At 72.5% G+C, this 17,746-nt stretch carries 15 protein-coding genes; 7 read left to right on the top strand and 8 right to left on the bottom strand.

All coding sequences use genetic code 11. The features are described from left to right. Positions 1 to 145 precede the first annotated feature (145 nt). Both ACQP0N_RS08670 and ACQP0N_RS08675 read left to right on the top strand, forming a co-directional pair. Positions 146 to 3,040: a glycoside hydrolase family 9 protein gene (locus tag ACQP0N_RS08670; RefSeq protein ID WP_433118981.1), complete on the top strand. Its 2,895-nt coding sequence runs from the start codon at positions 146 to 148 to the stop codon at positions 3,038 to 3,040. Positions 3,041 to 3,293: 253 nt separating this feature from the next. Continuing rightward, positions 3,294 to 5,792, top strand: coding sequence for a non-reducing end alpha-L-arabinofuranosidase family hydrolase (locus ACQP0N_RS08675; protein ID WP_433118983.1), 2,499 nt, complete (start codon positions 3,294 to 3,296; stop codon positions 5,790 to 5,792). Positions 5,793 to 5,861: 69 nt separating this feature from the next. On the opposite strand, the gene ACQP0N_RS08680 is transcribed toward ACQP0N_RS08675, so the two are convergent. The 3 genes from ACQP0N_RS08680 to bioB are packed head-to-tail and all read right to left on the bottom strand — an operon-like array spanning position 5,862 to position 7,610. Next, complete coding sequence (locus ACQP0N_RS08680) at positions 5,862 to 6,368, bottom strand: GNAT family N-acetyltransferase (RefSeq protein WP_433118985.1); 507 nt, start codon at positions 6,366 to 6,368, stop codon at positions 5,862 to 5,864. Between the two features lie 4 nt (positions 6,369 to 6,372). Then, on the bottom strand, positions 6,373 to 6,609 hold the full coding sequence (locus tag ACQP0N_RS08685; protein WP_355051765.1) for a hypothetical protein: 237 nt from the start codon (positions 6,607 to 6,609) through the stop codon (positions 6,373 to 6,375). A 5-nt stretch (positions 6,610 to 6,614) separates the two neighbouring features. Further along, the gene (gene bioB / locus ACQP0N_RS08690; RefSeq protein WP_433118988.1) at positions 6,615 to 7,610 is read right to left on the bottom strand and encodes a biotin synthase BioB; all 996 of its coding nucleotides are present in this window, start codon (positions 7,608 to 7,610) and stop codon (positions 6,615 to 6,617) included. Between the two features lie 293 nt (positions 7,611 to 7,903). On the opposite strand from bioB, the gene ACQP0N_RS08695 reads away from it, so the two are divergent. Genes ACQP0N_RS08695 through ACQP0N_RS08710 form a run of 4 tightly spaced genes read left to right on the top strand, consistent with a single transcriptional unit; the run spans position 7,904 to position 12,074 of the window. Continuing rightward, positions 7,904 to 9,040, top strand: coding sequence for an 8-amino-7-oxononanoate synthase (locus ACQP0N_RS08695; protein WP_433121520.1), 1,137 nt, complete (start codon positions 7,904 to 7,906; stop codon positions 9,038 to 9,040). Further along, positions 9,037 to 9,768 (top strand): dethiobiotin synthase, encoded by a 732-nt coding sequence (gene bioD, locus ACQP0N_RS08700; RefSeq protein WP_433118990.1) that lies wholly within the window; start codon positions 9,037 to 9,039, stop codon positions 9,766 to 9,768. The genes ACQP0N_RS08695 and bioD overlap by 4 nt, the downstream gene beginning before the upstream one ends. 54 nt (positions 9,769 to 9,822) lie before the next feature. Next, on the top strand, positions 9,823 to 11,397 hold the full coding sequence (locus ACQP0N_RS08705) for a sensor histidine kinase (RefSeq protein WP_433118992.1): 1,575 nt from the start codon (positions 9,823 to 9,825) through the stop codon (positions 11,395 to 11,397). A gap of 59 nt (positions 11,398 to 11,456) precedes the next feature. Further along, positions 11,457 to 12,074, top strand: a complete 618-nt coding sequence (locus tag ACQP0N_RS08710) for a response regulator (protein WP_433121522.1) — start codon at positions 11,457 to 11,459, stop codon at positions 12,072 to 12,074. 31 nt (positions 12,075 to 12,105) lie between these two features. On the opposite strand, the gene ACQP0N_RS08715 is transcribed toward ACQP0N_RS08710, so the two are convergent. The 5 genes from ACQP0N_RS08715 to ACQP0N_RS08735 all read right to left on the bottom strand — a co-directional run bounded on the left by ACQP0N_RS08715 (position 12,106) and on the right by ACQP0N_RS08735 (position 16,687). After that, positions 12,106 to 12,927 (bottom strand): ABC transporter permease, encoded by an 822-nt coding sequence (locus ACQP0N_RS08715; RefSeq protein ID WP_433118994.1) that lies wholly within the window; start codon positions 12,925 to 12,927, stop codon positions 12,106 to 12,108. Beyond that, complete coding sequence (locus ACQP0N_RS08720) at positions 12,924 to 13,856, bottom strand: ATP-binding cassette domain-containing protein (RefSeq protein ID WP_433118996.1); 933 nt, start codon at positions 13,854 to 13,856, stop codon at positions 12,924 to 12,926. Before ACQP0N_RS08720 ends, ACQP0N_RS08715 begins: the two co-directional genes overlap by 4 nt. Before the next feature lie 83 nt (positions 13,857 to 13,939). Then, a complete protein-coding gene (locus tag ACQP0N_RS08725) occupies positions 13,940 to 14,794 on the bottom strand; it encodes a polysaccharide deacetylase family protein (protein WP_433118998.1) in 855 nt (284 codons plus the stop codon). Between the two features lie 24 nt (positions 14,795 to 14,818). After that, on the bottom strand, positions 14,819 to 16,009 hold the full coding sequence (locus ACQP0N_RS08730; protein ID WP_433119000.1) for a cytochrome P450: 1,191 nt from the start codon (positions 16,007 to 16,009) through the stop codon (positions 14,819 to 14,821). Between the two features lie 9 nt (positions 16,010 to 16,018). Continuing rightward, entirely contained in the window at positions 16,019 to 16,687 is a 669-nt protein-coding gene (locus tag ACQP0N_RS08735; protein WP_433119002.1) for a class I SAM-dependent methyltransferase, read from the bottom strand. 151 nt (positions 16,688 to 16,838) lie between these two features. Here ACQP0N_RS08735 and ACQP0N_RS08740 point away from each other — a divergent pair, with 151 nt between their 5' ends. After that, positions 16,839 to 17,720 (top strand): hypothetical protein, encoded by an 882-nt coding sequence (locus tag ACQP0N_RS08740; protein ID WP_433119004.1) that lies wholly within the window; start codon positions 16,839 to 16,841, stop codon positions 17,718 to 17,720. The last annotated feature ends 26 nt before the right edge of the window (positions 17,721 to 17,746 follow it).

The following is a 17,746-nucleotide window of genomic DNA, read 5'->3' on the forward strand; positions in this document are numbered from 1 at the left end:
GCAGATTACATTGTCGGATATCCATGGGAGCGCTTCCACGCCCGTGGCCACACCGCCACCCCCGCTGTCGCCGGTGGCCGTGCCGCCCCCACGCCGTCCCGCGTTGGTGCGACCGCCGGCGGCGCCTGGCTAACAGGAGCCCTTCATGCGCCACCTGACCCGGCCGTCCACCGGCCACCCCGGCCGGTCGCCCGTCGACCAACCGTGGCCCCGGCGACTGCTGGCCGCCGGCGTCGCCCTGCTCACCGGCGCGGCCCTCGCGGTCGCCGCGCCGACGCCCGGGCCCGCTTCGGCCGCGGCCTCCTTCAACTACGCCGAGGCGTTGCAGAAGTCGCTGCTGTTCTACGAGGCACAGCAGTCCGGCCAGCTGCCCGACTGGAACCGCGTCTCCTGGCGCGGCGACAGCGCCCTCACCGACGGCGCCGGTACGGGAGTCGATCTCACCGGCGGCTGGTACGACGCCGGCGACCACGTCAAGTTCGGCTTCCCGATGGCGTTCAGCGCCACCATGCTCGCCTGGGGCGCGGTGGAGTACCGCAGCGGCTACGCCTCCTCCGGGCAGTTGCCGCACCTGCTGAACAACCTGCGCTTCGTCAACGACTACTTCATCAAGGCGCACCCGTCGGCGAACGTCCTCTACGGACAGGTCGGCAAGGGCGACGACGACCACAAGTGGTGGGGCCCGGCCGAGGTGATGCCGATGGCGCGGCCCGCGTACAAGATCGATGCGAGCTGTGGTGGCGCGGACCTGGCGGGGGAGACGGCCGCCGCGATGGCCGCCTCCTCGATGGTGTTCCGGCCCACCGACGCGACCTACGCGGACAAGCTGCTCACCCACGCCCGGCAGCTCTACACGTTCGCCGACACCGTGCGGAAGGCCTACAGCGAGTGCATCACCGACGCGGCCTCGTTCTACAAGTCGTGGAGCGGCTACCAGGACGAGCTGGTGTGGGGCGCCATCTGGCTCTACCGGGCCACCGGCGACGCCAGCTACCTAAGCAAGGCCGAGAGTGAGTACGACAAGCTCGGCACCGAGCCGCAATCCACGACCCGCTCCTACAAGTGGACGATCGCCTGGGACAACAAGCAGTTCGGCGCGTACGTGCTGCTGGCGAACCTGACCGGCAAGCAGAAGTACGTCGACGACGCCAACCGCTGGCTGGACTACTGGACCGTCGGGGTGAACGGGCAGCGGGTGCCGTACTCGCCCGGTGGGATGGCGGTGCTCGACTCCTGGGGCGCGCTGCGTTACGCGGCCAACACCTCCTTCGCCGCGCTGGTCTACAGCGACAAGACCACCGACACCACCCGCAAGGCGCGGTACCACGACTTCGCCGTCCGGCAGATCAACTACGCGCTCGGCGACAATCCACGCAACTCCAGCTACGTCATCGGGTTCGGCGCCAACGCGCCGAAGAACCCGCACCACCGCACCGCGCACGGGTCCTGGTGGGACAGCCAGACCGTGCCCGTCGAGACCCGGCACACCCTCTACGGCGCGCTGGTCGGCGGCCCGTCCTCGGCCAACGACGCGTACAGCGACAGCCGGTCGGACTACGTGATGAACGAGGTGGCCACCGACTACAACGCCGGCTTCACGTCCGCGTTGGTCCGGCTGACCTCCGAGTACGGCGGCACCCCGCTGGCGAACTTCCCGGTCGCCGAGACGCCCGACATGGACGAGATGACCGTGGAGACCACCGTCATGCAGGCCGAGCCGCGGGCCACCGGGCTCAAGGCGGTCGTCTACAACAAGTCGGCGTTCCCGGCCCGCGCGCTGACCAACGGCAAGTTCCGGTACTACTTCCGGCCCGACGGCAGTGGCCCGGTGCAGGTCACCTCCGGCTACACCCAGGGCTGCCCGTCGCCGACCGCCGCCAAGCAGTACAGCGGCGACATCTGGTACGTCGAGGTGGACTGCACCGGGTACACCATCGCCCCGGCCGGACAGTCGGCGCACCGGATGGAGGTCCAGTTCAAGATCGGTGTGCCGGAGGGCGGCACCTGGGACCCGACCAACGACCCGTCGTACCAGGCGACCGCCGGGCCGAACCGCAAGGTTCCGCTCTACGCCGGCAGCACCCGCGTCTGGGGTGACGAGCCGGGGCCGGTCGTGCCGGACACCACCGCGCCGAGCGTCCCGGGCAAGCCGGTGGCGTCGAATCTCGCGTCCCGCTCGGTGACCCTGACCTGGTCGGCGTCCACCGACAGCGGCGGTAGCGGGCTGGCCGGCTACGACGTCCGCGAGGTCCAGGTCAACAGCGACACGGTCGTCGTCAGGCCGGTCACCGGCACGACGCTGACCATCTCGACGCTGCTGCCGGCGACGTCGTACGAGTTCACCGTCGTGGCCCGCGACGGCGCGGGCAACACCTCGGCGGCCTCGCCGGTGCTCACCGTGACCACGCCGCCGACCGGCTCCACCGACACGACCGTGCCGAGCACGCCCGGCACGCCGGTCGCCTCGGCGGTCACCGCCACCGGGCTCACCCTGGCCTGGACACCGTCGACCGACAACGTGGGCGTCACCGGCTACCGGGTCTACCGCGAGGCCGGCGCGACCGACGCGCTCATCGGGTCGCCGACCGGCAGCACCCTCGCGGTGACCGGGCTGACCGCCTCCACGGCGTACCAGTTCTACGTGGTGGCCGTCGACGCGGCCGGCAACACCTCGGCGGCGTCCGCGCCGGTCGCGGTGACCACGGCGGCGCCGCCGGTCGGCGGCACCTGCTCGGTCGGGTACGCCACGACGGACTGGAACACCGGCTTCACCGCGACGGTGACGATCACCAACACCGGTACCGCCGCGATCAACGGCTGGGCACTGCGGTTCAGCTTCGCCAACGGGCAGGCCGTCAGCCAGGGATGGTCGGCGGCCGTCAGTCAGTCCGGGGCGGCGGTCACCGCGACGAACCTGTCCTACAACGGCACGATCGCGCCGGGCGCGTCGGTGAGCTTCGGCTTCAACGGCACGCACAGCGGCAGCAACCCGAAGCCGACCGCCTTCACCGTCAACAACACCACCTGCGCCGTCGCCTGAGCCTCGAGGTCCTGGGCAGTTACCGCGCCACGCGTGCGGTAACTGTCCAGGGCCGTACGCGGCAGGTCGTACCGGGATGACGTCGCCGACTCCGGTGGCGCGCGTCGGCCCCACACATTTCCGAAACTTTTCCGAAACCTCCGTCGTCCGGGCCGGACGCGTGATATGAACATCGATTGAGATAAATATCCAACCGAAACCGCTGGTCGTCCCCGCCTCGGCGGCCCGGGTGCAGGCCAGTAAGGAGGCAGAGATGACAATGACCCCATCCGATCATCGCGGCAGGATCCGGCGACGGCGGTCGCCCGTTTTCCGAGCGCTGCTCGCCGGCGCGTTCAGCGTCGTGACGGTGGCCGCCGTCGCGGTCATGATGCCCTCGGCGAACGCCGCCGCGAGCACCCTCGGCGCGGCCGCCGCGCAGTCGGGCCGGTACTTCGGCACCGCCATCGCGGCGGGCCGGCTCAGCAACTCGCAGTACAGCACGATCGCGGCACAAGAGTTCAACATGATCACGGCCGAGAACGAGATGAAGCCGGAGTCGACGCAGCCCCAGCGGGGCCAGTTCAACTTCAACTCCGGTGACCAGATCTACAACTGGGCGACCCAGCGTGGCCTGAAGGTGCGTGGGCACACCCTGGCCTGGCACGCGCAGCAGCCGGGGTGGATGCAGAGCCTGAGCGGCAGCAACCTGCGTCAGGCGATGATCGACCACATCAACGGCGTGATGGGCCACTACCGGGGCAAGCTCGCCGCGTGGGACGTGGTCAACGAGGCGTTCAACGAGGACGGCAGCCGCCGCAGCTCCAACCTTCAGGGCACCGGCAACGACTGGATCGAGGTGGCGTTCCGCACCGCGCGGGCGGCCGACCCGTCGGTCAAGCTCTGCTACAACGACTACAACATCGAGAACTGGTCGTACGGCAAGACGCAGGGCGTCTACCGCATGATCCAGGACTTCAAGTCCCGTGGCGTGCCGATCGACTGCGTCGGGTTGCAGACCCACTTCACCGGTGGCAGCTCGCTGCCGAGCAACTTCCAGACGACGCTGTCCAGCTTCGCCGCGCTCGGCGTGGACGTGGCGCTGACCGAGGTCGACGTCACCAACGCCTCCACCACCCAGTACGCCGGGCTGACCCAGGCGTGCCTGAACGTGCCGCGCTGCATCGGCATCACCGTCTGGGGCGTACGCGACAGCGACTCCTGGCGCTCCAACGAGAGCCCGCTGCTCTTCGACGGCAACGGCAACAAGAAGGCCGCCTACAACTCCGTCCTCAACGCGCTCAACGCGGCCCCGCCGACCTCCAGCCCGACCGCGAGCCCGACGGTGAGCCCAACCGTGAGCCCGACGGTGAGTCCGACCACGACCCCGCCGCCGAGCGGTGGCGCCGGCCGGATCGTCGGAGTGCAGTCGGGCCGGTGCATCGACGTGCCCAACGCCACGCAGACCAACGGCACCCGGGTCCAGCTCTACGACTGCCACAGTCAGTCGAACCAGCAGTGGACGTACACCAGTGGCAAGCAGTTGCGGGTCTACGGCAGCAAGTGCCTGGACGCGAACGGCGCGGGTACCGCGAACGGCACCGGAATCATCATCTGGGACTGCAACAGCGGGGCCAACCAGCAGTGGAACATCAACTCCAACGGCACCATCAGCGGCGTGCAGTCCGGTCGGTGCCTGGACGTCTGGGGCACCGGCAACGGCCAGCAGGTCCAGCTGTACGACTGCCACGGGCAGACCAACCAGCAGTGGCGGACCGACTTCGGAAGCGGCACCACGCCGACCCCCACCACGCCGGCCCCCACCACGCCGCCGCCAACCACCACGCCGCCGCCGAACAGCGGCTGCGCGCTCCCGTCGACCTACCGGTGGTCGTCGACCGGCGCGCTGACGAGCCCGAAGAACGGCTGGCTCTCGCTCAAGGACTTCACCAACGTGGTCTACAACGGCCAGCACCTGGTCTACGGGTCGTACGTCAACAGCAGCGGCCAGTACAGCTCGATGAACTTCGGCACGTTCACCAACTGGTCCGACATGGCCTCGGCCAGCCAGAACGGAATGAGCCAGGGCACCGTGGCGCCCACGCTGCTGTACTTCGCCCCCAAGAACATCTGGGTGCTGGCGTACCAGTGGGGACCGACCTCGTTCAGCTACAAGACGTCGAGCGACCCGACGAACGCCAACGGCTGGTCCTCGGCGCAGACGCTGTCCACCGCCACCCTCTCGGACGCACCGTACGGTGTGATCGACCAGACCCTCATCGGCGACGACCAGAACATGTACCTGTTCTTCGCCGGGGACAACGGCAAGATCTACCGGTCGAGCATGCCGTTGGGGAACTTCCCGGGCAGCTTCGGCTCGACCTACACGACGATCATGACCGACTCGTCCAACAACCTGTTCGAGGGCGTCGAGGTCTACAAGGTGGCGGGCCAGAACCAGTACCTGATGCTCGTCGAGGCGATCGGAAGCCAGGGGCAGCGCTACTTCCGGTCGTTCACGTCCACCAGCCTGGGCGGATCGTGGACCCCGCAGGCCGCCACCGAGAGCAACCCGTTCGCCGGCAAGGCCAACAGCGGCGCCACGTGGACCAACGACATCAGCCACGGTGACCTGGTCCGCACCAACCCCGACCAGACCAAGACCGTCGACGCCTGCAACCTGCAGTTGCTGTACCAGGGCAAGGACCCCAACGCGAGCGGCGACTACAACCGGCTGCCGTGGCGGCCGGGTGTACTGACCCTCCAGCGCTAGGCGTCACTTGATCGGTAACGAACCAGGGCGTGCCCGGCACCGTGCGGTGTCGGGCACGCCCGTCCGATCTCAGTCGGTGAGGTCGTCCGCGAGCAGGTCCATCAGCAGGGCATCGTGCCAGCGGCCGTCCTCGCCGCGTTCGTAGCGGCGCATGATGCCCACCGGGCGGAAGCCCACCTTCGCGTACGCCCGGATGGCCGCGCTGTTCGCCGCCGCCGGGTCGATGGTGAACCGGTGGTGGCCGTACTCGTCGATCAGGTGCCGGGCCAGGGTGCGGATGGCGTCTCCGCCGAGGCCCCCGCCACGGGACTCCGGATCGAGGAACACGTCCAGGCTGGCGTGTCGGTAGTCCGGGTCGGACTCGGCGTACCACTGGATCGCGCCGATGACCCGGCCGTCGTGCTCGATGGCGTACAGCGTCAGGTCGTCGTCACCGAGGTCGGCGTGGACCGCGTCGGCCAGGTTGTCACCGCCGCGCCACCACCGGCGTACCTCGGGGTGCGCCCGGATGGCCGCGAGGGCCGGCACGTCCGCGACCGTCGCCGGTCGCAGGGTCACCGCCCGCCCGCGCAGCATCGGCTCAGCCCCGGATCTCGCCGTGCTCGACGCAGACCGCCGACCAGCCGACCGGCAGGACCTGCACCTTCATCCGGCGTCGACAGCGCGAGCAGTAGCGCGGCGGCTCCAACTGCCGGGCAGCCGCGCAGCCCGGGTGGGGGCCGTCGGCCGCCGCCTCGCCGCACCTGTCGCACCAGGGCACGGCCGCCGACGCCGGGCCGCCGCTGCGGGTCGGTTCGGCGTCGGAGGTCGTCGTCATGGTCGTCACAGCGTGGCGGAGAGGGCCTTGACCGGCATCTTCAGCTCGTCCAGCAGGTCGAGGTCGGCGGTCGCCGGCCGGCCCAGCGTGGTCAGGTAGTTGCCGACGATCACCGCGTTGATGCCGCCGAGCAGACCGTCGCGGGTGCCCAGGTCACCGAGGGTGATCTCGCGGCCGCCCGCGTACCGCAGGATGGTGCGCGGCATGGCCAGCCGGAACGCCGCGATCGCCCGCAGCGCGTCCTTGCCCTCGACCACCGGGCGGTCACCGAGGGGCGTGCCGGGGCGGGGGTTGAGGAAGTTGAGCGGCACCTCGTGCGGGGCCAGCTCGGCGAGCTGCGCGGCGAACTCGGCCCGCTGCTCGACGGTCTCGCCGAGGCCGAGGATGCCGCCGCAGCACACCTCCATGCCGGAGTCGCGGACCATCCGCAGCGTCTCCCACCGCTCCTCCCACGAGTGCGTGGTGACCACGTTCGGGAAGTACGACCGGCAGGTCTCCAGGTTGTGGTTGTAGCGGTGCACGCCCATGTCGACGAGGTCGTCGACCTGCTCCTGGCTGAGCATGCCCAGCGAAGCGGCGACCTGGATGTCGACCTCGGCCTTGATGGCGGCGACACCCTCGCGCATCTGCTTCATGAGCCGCGCGTCCGGGCCGCGCACGGCGGCCACGATGCAGAACTCCGTGGCTCCGGTCTTCGCGGTCTGCTTCGCGGCCTCGACCAGCGACGGGATGTCCAGCCAGACCGAGCGCACCGGGGAGGTGAACAGGCCCGACTGGGAGCAGAAGTGGCAGTCCTCCGGGCAGCCGCCGGTCTTCAGCGAGACGATGCCCTCGACCTCGACCTCGGGGCCGCACCACCGCATCCGTACCTCGTGCGCGAGTTGCAGGGCGGCGGGCAGGTGCTCGTCGGGCAGGTTGAGCACGGCGAGGACGCCGGCCTGGTCGAGGCCGACGCCGTCACCCAGGACCTGGGTGCGGGCCTGGTCGAGGATCTCTGGCATGGCTCGTACCCTACAAGGCCCCGGACCGGCCGGGTATGACCTGCCGCCGGGGTCGACGCGAGCCGGCGGGGTCGGCCCGATCGCGGGCCGCGCGCGCCGGGCGACGCGTCGCCTGCGTATCAACCATCCGTGATGGTGTCATGACTTTGCGTGGTGGTCGGTCTCGCTGCGGCTGTGTTCGCTGCCGCCGTGCCTCGCGTACCGAATGGATTCGTCTCCTCGGTGGTCGCGGGTGGTAATTTCGCCCGGCGGACGTCGGCGTGACCGGCGCGGACGGCGGTGAAGGGGTGACGGTGGCGGACTGGCTGGCGGCGCTCGATCGTCGCGCGCAGTTGAGGGCGAAGGCCGGGTTGACCCGGCGGCTGCACCCACGTCCCGCCGACGACCGGATGACCGACCTCGCCGGCAACGACTACCTCGGCCTGGCCACCCACCCGGAGGTCACGGCCGCGGCCACGGCGGCACTGTCCGCGTACGGGCTGGGCGCGACCGGTTCGCGTCTGGTACGCGGCTCGACCGACGCGCACCACGCCCTGGAGGACGACCTGGCGCAGTGGCTGGGCACCGACCGGGCGCTCGTCTTCTCCTCCGGCTACCTGGCGAACCTGGGCGCGTTGCGGGCTCTCGTGCAGCCCCGGACCCTGCTCGTCTCCGACGCGCACAACCACGCGTCGCTGATCGACGGCTGCCGGATCTCGGGCGCCGAGACGGTGGTCAGCGCGCACGCCGACGTGACGGCGGTGGCCGCGGCCCTGGCCGTGGCGCCGGGACGCCCGGCGGTGGTGGTCACCGAGTCGGTCTTCTCGGTCGACGGCGACCTCGCACCGCTGGCCGAGTTGCACGCGGTGGCCCGCCGCTACGGCGCGCTGCTGCTGGTCGACGACGCGCACGCGCTCGGCGTGACCGGTCCGTCCGGAGCGGGCGCGGTGGCCGCCGCCGGTCTGGCCGGCGAGCCGGACGTGGTGGTCACCGCCACCCTGTCCAAGGCGCTCGGCGGTGCGGGTGGGGTCGTCGCCGGTCCGGCCGAGTTCGTCCGGCACCTGGTCGAGACCGGCCGTACGTTCATCTTCGACACCGCGCTGCCGCCGGCCGTGGCGGCCGGGGTGCACGCCGCGCTGGGGCTGGCCCGAGCCGGTGACGACCTGCGCGCCGAGGTCGCCGACCGGGTGGCGCTGGCGGTCGGTCGACTGCGCGCGGCCGGGCTGACCGTCTCCGCGCCGGACGCGGCGGTGATCTCGGTGGCGGCGCCCGGTCCGGAGGCCGCGACGGCCTGGGCGGCCGACTGCCGGGACCGGGGCGTGGCGGTGGGGTGCTTCCGGCCCCCGTCGACCCCGGACACCCGCTCCCGGCTGCGCCTCACGATCAGCGCGGGGGTGCCGCGAGAGGACTTCGAGAGGGCGCTGGACGTCATCGTGGACTGTGCGCCATGACTGATTCGGCGTGGGAGGGGCCGGTGCTGGTCACCGGCACCGACACCGAGGTGGGCAAGACGGTGGTCACGGCGGCGATCGCGGCGGCCGCGCAGGCCGCCGGCCTGCGGGTGGCGGTGGTCAAACCGGGCCAGACCGGCACGGCCGGCGGTGAGCCGGGTGACGTGGACGCGGTCAACCGGCTGGCGGCCCCGCTGACCGGGCGTACCCTGGCGAGCTATCCGGACCCGCTCGCGCCGCTGGCCGCTGCCCGGGTCGCGGACCTGCCCCCGTTGGAGCTGTACACGGCGGTGGACGCCGTCCGCGCGGAGGCGGACAAGCACGACCTGGTCCTCGTCGAGGGGGCCGGCGGTCTGCTGGTGCCGATGGGGCTGCGCCCGTCCGGTGAGCCGTGGACGATGGCCGACCTGGCGGTGTCCCTCGGCGCGCCCGCGGTCGTGGTCGCCCGGGCCGGGCTGGGCACGCTCAACCACACGGCGTTGACCCTGGAGGCGCTGGACCGTCGGGCGGTACCGGCCGGCGTGGTGATCGGGGCCTGGCCGGCGTCGCCGGAGCTGGTGCACTGGACGAACCTGACCGACCTGGTGCCGAACCTGCTGGGCGCGGTGCCGGCCGGCGCGGGCGCGATCGACCCGGGGGTGTTCCGGCGGTCGGCGCCGGGGTGGCTCACTCCGGCGCTGCACGGGGTACTCGACGACTGGCGCGTCTGGGCCGAGGAGAGCAGCTGAACACCTGACTTTCGTCGGTGTCCGGGCAGGTCGTGCGTGGGTAGCGTGGCCGCCGTGAGGATCCTGGAGCCGTCGGCGCCCGGGGCGCCCCGGTGGCGGCGTCCACTGCGGGACGTGTCGCTCTGGGCGCTGGTGGCCGCGCCGATCGCGGCCGCGCGGGTGACTCCGCCGTACCCGCGTTTCGGTGTGGCGCTGTTGCTCGGCTCGCTGGCGCTGCTCGCGGTCGCCGTCGCGTCGGCGCGACGGTGGCCGCTGGTGGGGCTGCTCCTGGTGGTGCTCGGTTCGCTGGTAGACGGCAACTTCGTCTTCGCCATCCCGGTGTTCAGCTATCTGAGCGGCCGGCGCAGCGCGACGGCGACGCCGGCGGCCGTGCTGTTCGGGGTGATCGCCCTCGGCGGCACGGTGCTGAACCTCGGGTTGCTCGGCACCGGGGCGGCGACCTGGTTCCTGTTGGCGTCGGTGCTGCTGTTCGGCGGGGTGTTCCCGTGGCTGGTGGGTCGCTACCGCCGGCAGCAGCAGGCGCTGACCGACGCCGGCCGCCGGCACGTCGAGGCGGTGGCGCGCGAGCGGCGTGGCGTAGCGGAGCGGATCCGGCTTCGCGAGCGGGCGCGGATCGCCGAGGAGATGCACGATTCGCTCGGTCACGATCTCAGTCTCATCGCGGTGCGGGCCGCCACGTTGGAGCTGGCCGACGACCTCGCTCCGGCCCACCGGGCGGCCGTGGGGGAGCTGCGGGCCAGCGTGGCGGCGGCGACCGAACGGCTGCACGACATCATCGGGGTGCTGCGGGAGGAGGGCGGCCCGGCCGCTGTCCGGCCGGTGGGGGAGACCGTCGTGGACCTCGTGACCGGGGCCCGTGAGGCCGGGATGGCGGTACGGCTGGACGCGCCGCCGGACACCGTGCGACTGCCCGGCATGACCGGGGCCGCCGCCCACCAGGTGGTGCGGGAGGCGCTCACCAACGCGGCCCGGTACGCCCCGGGCGCCCCGGTGACGGTGACCCTGGCGTCCGACGTGGACGAGGTCGAGGTGCGGGTGCGCAACGCCCCGCCGCCGGCCGGTCCGCTGCCCCGGCCGGCCTCCTCGGGTAGTGGCCTGGTCGCCCTCGCCGAGCGGGTACGCCTGGCCGGCGGCGTCCTGGACGCCGGTCCGTCCCCGGACGGCGGGTTCGCGGTGCGGGCCCGGCTGCCGCTGTCCGCCGAACCGGGGTTGCCGGCGGCGGTCGGCGCCGAACGTGGCGGGGAGGTCGACGACGCCCCCGCGACCGGCGAAGACCCGGAACGACCGGCCGACGCCGAACGCCGGCTGCGCGAGGCCCGTCGCCGGGCTCGACGGAGCCTGCTGACGGCGCTCGCGGCTCCGGCCGGCTTCGGGCTGGCCCTGTCGCTGGTCTACTACCCGTTCGCCACGGCCGGCACGGTGCTCGACGAGTCGACGTACGACCAGATGCGGCCCGGGACGGCGCGGGCCGACCTGCCCGGGCTGCCGCGCCGGCAGCTCGCCCCGCCGCTCGGTGTCGCGGAGCCGGGCTGCGAGTACTACACCGACGGCAACTTCCCCCTCGCCGAGGCGACGTGGCGGCTCTGCTTCACCGACGGCCGACTGGTCAGCAAGGAGCGCATCGCGTAGTGGACACCGACACGGTCCCGACCGCGCCCGTCCGGGTGGTCCTGGCCGACGACGAGGCGATGATCCGGGCCGGGGTCCGGGCCATCCTCGCGACCGATCCGGGTATCGAGGTCGTCGCCGAGGCCGCCGACGGGCGGGCGGCGGTGGAGCTGGTACGCGCGCACCGGCCACGGGTGGCGTTGCTGGACATCCGGATGCCCCGCCTGGACGGCCTGGCCGCGGCGGCCGAGATCCACCGGTTGGCGCCGGCCACGGCGACGGTCATGCTGACCACCTTCGGTGAGGACGACCACGTGGCCCGGGCGCTCGGGCACGGCGCGAGCGGGTTCCTGCTCAAGGCCGGCGATCCACGGGAGTTGATCGCTGGGGTGCACGCGGTCGCCGAGGGCGGGGCGTACCTGTCGCCGCGGGTGGCACGTCGGGTGATCGAGCTGGGCGCGGGGCGGTTGGCGCGCCGGCCCGCCGCACGGGATCGGACGGCCGGGCTGACCGAACGGGAACGCGAGGTGTTGGCGCTGGTCGGCGCGGGTCTGTCCAACGCGGAGATCGCTCGCCGGCTGCATCTGGTGGAGGGCACCGTGAAGAGCTATCTGACGAGCATCTTCACCCGGCTGGAGGTGCGCAACCGGGTGCAGGCGGCGATCCTCGCGTACGAAGCGGGGCTGGTCGAGCGGTGAGCGGGGGCCGGGAGAGCCCCCGCTCACCGCCTCAGGCGTCGCGACGGCGGAGCATGGCGCGGCCGAGCAGCAGCGCGGCGCCCGCCCATCCGGCGAGCAGCAGCAACCCGACCACACCGGGGTACGGGTCGGTGTCCCCGGCGAGGAAGTGCGCGCCGGCCACTCCGGGAAACACGTCGGCGATCCGGTTCAGGACGGTGATGTCCGGTTCCTGTAGCGACAGCGGCACGATCATCAGGGTGGCGAAGAGCACGACGATCGTGAGGACCGCGCTGCGCAGTGCCGCGCCGAGGCCGAGCGCGAGGACCCCGACCAGGGCCAAATAGGTCGCCATCGCGACGATGTCGCCGATCGTGTCGGCGATGGGCGCGCTGCCCCAGTCGCCGAGCACCGGGCGGGCGACGAGGGCGCCGACACCGCCGAGCAGCAGCCCGACGGCGAAGGTGACGACGCCCGCCACGACGGCCTTGGCCAGCAGCACCCGACCACGTGCCGGGGTGCACTGGAGGGTCGTCCGGATGGTGCCGCTGGTGAACTCCGTGGTGATGGCGAGCAGACCCACCGCCAGTACGGCGTACTGGGTCAGCTCGATCGCGTCGATCAGCACGGTGCCGACGGTGACGATGCCGGCGTCGTCGGCGGGGTCGTCGTTGGTGTTGGAGTTGGCCGCGTAGATGGCCAGCTGTCCGGCGCTCGCGGCCATCACGAGCAGCCCGGCCAGCAGCGTCCACCAGGTGCTGCGTACCGAGAACAGCTTGGTCCACTCGGCGGCCAGCGCACCGCGGAAGGCGGCCGGCGCGCTGATCTTCGGCGCGGCGGTGGGGCGGCTGCCCACCACGGTCCGCGTGCTCATCGGGCCTCGCCTCCGGTCGGGCCGCCGGCGTACTCGACGCTGTCGGCGGTCAACTCCATGAACGCCTGCTCCAGCGACGCGCCGTGCGGGCTCAGCTCGTGCAACCGCACCCCCAGCTCGTACGCCAGATCGCCGATCCGCTCCACGGTGCTGCCGCTGACGGTCAGCTCGTCCGGTCCGGCCTCCTCGACGGTGCCGCCCGTCGCGGCGAGACGTGCGGCGAGGGTGGCGAGCCCTTCGCGGTGCGGGCTGCGGACCCGTACGACGACCGCGCTGCTCGCGATCACGTCGCCGACCGGGGCGTCGGCGAGCAGCCGTCCCCGGCCGATCACGACGAGTTGGTCGGCGGTGAGCTGCATCTCGCTCATCAGGTGACTGGAGACGAAGACCGTCCGGCCCTCGTCGGCGAGCGAGCGCATGAGCTGACGTACCCAGCGCACCCCGTCCGGGTCGAGGCCGTTCACCGGCTCGTCGAACATCAGCACGGGCGGATCGCCGAGCAGCGCTCCGGCGATGCCGAGCCGCTGTCCCATGCCGAGGGAGAGGGCGCGTCCTGGCTTGCCGGCGGCACGCGCGTCCAGCCCCACGGTGTCGAGCACCTCGTCGACGCGGCGGGTGGGAATGCCGTTGCTGCGCGCCATGGCCAGCAGGTGCGCCCGCCCGGACCGGGTCGGGTGGATGGCCCGGGCGTCGAGCAGGGCGCCCACCTCGTGCAACGGTCGTCGCAGCTCCCGGTACGACCGTCCGGCGATGAGCGCCTGCCCGGCGGTGGGCCGGTCCAGGCCCAGGATCATCCGCATGGTGGTGGACTTGCCGGCGCCGTTGGGGCCGAGAAAGCCGGTGACGCGGCCGGGCGCGATGTCGACGGTCAGGGCGTCGACCGCGACGGCCGACCCGAACCGTTTCGTCAACCCACATAATGTGATCATGAGTTGACGCTAGGCTTCGGCCGCCTCGGCTCGCCGCGCCCGAACGGCACCCACCAGCACTGACTTTCGTCAGGTCGCCCGGGTCAGCGGATGTAGTCCTCCAGCAGCGCCGGGGTGAGTCCGGCCCGGTGGATGGCCTTCAACGCCGCCAGGAGGTCGTCCATCAGCGCCGGCCGGAAGTGCATCAGCAGCACGTCGCCGGGCTGGACCACCTTGTCTGGGGTCTGATACCGCACCTTGCCCTCGTGGACCGTCTCCGACCAGTGCAGGACCGCCTTCGCGCCGCAGTCCCGCGCGGCCCGGAGCGTGGTGCTGTCGTACTCGCCGAACGGTGGGCGGAACAGGGTCGCCCGCTGGCCGAACAGCGTCTGAAGTTTGTCCGCCGATCCGCAGATCTCCCGCTTCTGGTAGTCGTACGAGCGGCCGGCCAGCGAGTTGTGCCGGATGGTGTGGTTCTCGACGACCCCACCGGCGATCTGGATCTGGCGGAAGTAGACGTCGTGCTCCTCGGCGGCCGGTGAGTTCAGGAACAGGGTGACCGGGATGTGCGCGCGGGCGATGAAGTCGGGCACCGCCGGCGGGCGGGCCAACCCGCCGTCGTCGATGGTGATGAAGGCGACCTTCTGGTCGGTCGGCACGCGGTGCCAGAACGGGATCGGACCGGTCACCGGCAGCGGCACCGGTTGCGGTAGCGGCGCTGCGGGAAAGGTGGGTGCCTGCGACACGTACCAGTCGAGGGTCCCGCGTGCCGGCGGGGCGGTCGGCGACGGTGAGACCGACGGGGACGGCGTGGCGGACAGGACCGGTACGGCCGACGGGCTCGGCTGGGCGGCGATCTGCCGGGCGTGGAACGCGGGTCCGGCTGCGCAGGCACTCAGCGCCAGCAGGGCCAGAAGCGTTGTGGCGGCGATGATCCGACGGGTGGGGGTGGCGGACACGCCCGGAAACATACCGGGCGGTTGTCAGGATCCGGTCAGCCCGGGACCCCCGATTGCGCCTCGGACCACGAAGGCGTCCGGCATCCGGAAGGTGAGATTGTCCGGGCACCACGGCGGACGGATCACCGTCACCCCGTCCAGCAGCGGCGCGGCCTCGGCCACCACGACGGCCGCCTCCATCCGGGCCAGGACGTCGCCGACGCACCGGTGCGCCCCCGCCCCGAACGCCAGGTGCCGCCGCGACCCGCGCTGGCCGGGAACGAAATCGTCCGGCGCGTCGACGACCGCCGGGTCGCGACCGGCGCGGGCCAGCCACAGCACGATGCTGGTGCCCGCCGGCACCGCCGTGTCGCCGAGAACGCCGTCCGCCGCGGCCACCCGCCGCCAGGTGACGATGGGCGGTTCGAGGCGCAGCCCCTCCTCGACGACGTCGGCCACCGCGACGTCACCGGCGCGCAGCGCGGCGCGTACCGCCGGTTCGCCGGCCAGCCGGTGCAGCAGCAGGGTGAGGAACTGCGAGGTGGTCTCCTGTCCGGCGACCAGCAGGAAGAAGAGCGCGCCGACCACCACGTCGGGCGGATGCCCGGCGGCGCGCAGCTCGGCGGCCAGGCCGCCGCCGGTGGCCGCGAACTCCCGCAGTACGTGGTGGAAGCGGCCCACCTCGGCGGCGAGCGCCACCTGCCGATCGTCGTCCAGTGGCGCCCAGAACAGCTCCAGCGCCGCCCGGGCGAACTCCTTGACCGCGCCGACCGGCGCGTCCGGCAGGTCGACCAGCCGGGCCAGCACCAGCAGGGGCAGGTCGGCGGCGAGGTCCGCGTACAGGTCGACCGACGCGCCGGCGTCGAGGGTGGCCCGCAGCCGGGCCACCCGCTCCCGGACCAGGGCCGTGAGCCAGGGGCGCTGCGCGGCGACCTTCGCGGGGTGCAGCGCGTCCGCCACGATGCCCCGGATCTGCGGATGGCTGACGCCGGAGTTGTTCGCCAGGGTCGGCGGCAGCCGGAACCGGTGCCCGGCGAGCACCCGCAGCGCGGTCACCGGCATCGGGGTCACCGCGTCCAGGGCGTTGTCCGGTCGGTAGCGCTCCGGGTCGGCGAGGACCTGGCGGACCAGCGCGTGGCGGGTGACGACGAGGTGGCGTACACCGACGTGGTCGGTCACCTCGGCGACGTCCGGCCAGGGTGCCTCGACCGCGGACGCCCAGCCGGAGAAGAGCACGCCGACACGCTAGCCGGCGGCTCCGGGAAGGCCCGGGCGCAACCGCCAGACGGTGGTGCGCTTCACCCGTACGCTCTCCAGGGCCTCCGGCACCGGCACGTCGTAGCTGGCCAGCTCGTCGAAGCGGTCCCGGGGTAGGAACGCCCGGCCGGGGTCTCCGACCAGCGCCGGCGCCCCGGCCCGGGTGGCGCGTAGCAGGAACCGCAGTACCCGTCGGGCCATCGCGTCGCTGTAGAAGACGTCCCCGGCGAGCACCACCTCGGCGTCGCCCGCGTCACCGTCGAGGATGTCGGCGAACTCAGCGTCGACGCGTACCCCGTTGGCTTCGGCATTGAGCGCGACGGCCGCGACCGCCAGTTCGTCGACCTCGACGGCGCGCACGGACGCCGCGCCGGCCCGGGCGGCGGCGATGGCCACCAGGCCGGAGCCGGAGGCGAGGTCGAGCACCCGCCGGCCGGCGACCAGCTCCGGATGGTCGGTGACATAGCGGGCCAGCGCCTGCCCGCCGGCCCACGCGAAGGCCCAGAACGGCGGCGGCCGGTCGCTGGAGAACTGGCCCTCGGTCAACTCCCAGAGCCCGATCGGCTCGTCCGCCTGGTGCAGGCGCACCTCGGGGACGAAGGGGACCGGGGTCAGCCGGGCGTGCAGCCGGACGAACGTGCTGGAGAGCTCGGACACCCGCCCGATTGTTCCAGCGACCCGACGCCCGGCGTGTCGCGGGGGAGGGGTGACCGGTTCACCACTGTCGGTGAAAACACGACCTCTGCTTGTCGTCCGGTGCGAACACACCCGTCTGTCGACGGCGCTGTCCCGCTCCTAGCGTTGCGAGGTGGAGACGACCGAACGGAGCGAGGTGGTGGTGATCGTGTGGCGGTACGCGCTGCGGCTCGGGGCGTTGGTGGCCGGCAGCGCCGGGGTGGTGCTCACCCTGGCGGCGCCGGCGCAGGCGGCGTTCGCCACCGAGATGGGCGGCCTGCCGGCCCGGTTCACCGCCGGCGACCAGGTGCGCACGATCTCCGCGGTGGTCTCGCAGACGGACCGGCGTGGCGGGTGCGCGAAGGTGCGCTGGTCGATGGTGCTCCGGGTGCAGGGCATCCGGCTCGACCAGGTGAAGATGGACCGGGTGGAGGAGAACGGCGACTTCCCGGTGGAGATCCGGACCGAGGGTGACGTGGCTCGGTTGACCGACCGGCAACTCGACCCGGGCACCCTCTGCCCGGGCCGTACGGTGACCGCCCGCTACCGGGTGGCCTTCGCCGAGGACGTCACGCAGGGGCGGGTCACCCTCGCCGCCGAGGCGTACGACGCCAACCTGCGCCTCTTGGCCCGCCAGACCGCCACCCGATCGGTGGTGGGAGCGGGCGGCGCCGCCTCCCGTACGCCGACGCCGAGCCCGACCCCGGCGCAGCCGAGCGACCCACCGAGCGAACCGGCGCAGGAGGAGAGCACCCAGGCCGAGGAACCGGTCGCGGAGCAGCCGGTCGACGCGGCGCCACCGTCGGCCGGCCGGCCGGTCGCGCAGACCGGCGGGTTCGGTGTCGTGCAGGCGGCGTTCCTGCTCGGCGGGTTGCTGCTCTCGCTCGGGGTGGGCCTGCTGCTGCGACTGCGCCACCTGACCCGCGCCGCGAAGGACGAGGCCGAGGACCCGCCGGTGGACCGGCTCTGGGAGCGGCCCGCGCCGACCGGACGCTGGTACCCGGCACGCCGCTGATCGGGGGTTGTCGGGGCCGGCGGTTC

The sequence above is a fragment of the Micromonospora sp. CA-246542 genome, from assembly GCF_050942905.1.
Classification (GTDB): domain Bacteria; phylum Actinomycetota; class Actinomycetes; order Mycobacteriales; family Micromonosporaceae; genus Micromonospora.

Bases quoted from the DNA above. Each gene is read 5' to 3' on its own strand.
- ACQP0N_RS08710 (WP_433121522.1), top strand. From the start codon at position 11,457: ATGATCCGGGCCGGGGTCCGGGCCATCCTCGCGACCGATCCGGGTATC.
- ACQP0N_RS08670 (WP_433118981.1), top strand. From the start codon at position 146: ATGCGCCACCTGACCCGGCCGTCCACCGGCCACCCCGGCCGGTCGCCC.
- ACQP0N_RS08680 (WP_433118985.1), bottom strand. From the start codon at position 6,368: ATGCTGCGCGGGCGGGCGGTGACCCTGCGACCGGCGACGGTCGCGGAC.
- ACQP0N_RS08715 (WP_433118994.1), bottom strand. From the start codon at position 12,927: ATGAGCACGCGGACCGTGGTGGGCAGCCGCCCCACCGCCGCGCCGAAG.
- ACQP0N_RS08720 (WP_433118996.1), bottom strand. From the start codon at position 13,856: ATGATCACATTATGTGGGTTGACGAAACGGTTCGGGTCGGCCGTCGCG.
- bioD (WP_433118990.1), top strand. From the start codon at position 9,037: ATGACTGATTCGGCGTGGGAGGGGCCGGTGCTGGTCACCGGCACCGAC.
- ACQP0N_RS08675 (WP_433118983.1), top strand. From the start codon at position 3,294: ATGACAATGACCCCATCCGATCATCGCGGCAGGATCCGGCGACGGCGG.
- bioB (WP_433118988.1), bottom strand. From the start codon at position 7,610: ATGCCAGAGATCCTCGACCAGGCCCGCACCCAGGTCCTGGGTGACGGC.
- ACQP0N_RS08685 (WP_355051765.1), bottom strand. From the start codon at position 6,609: ATGACGACGACCTCCGACGCCGAACCGACCCGCAGCGGCGGCCCGGCG.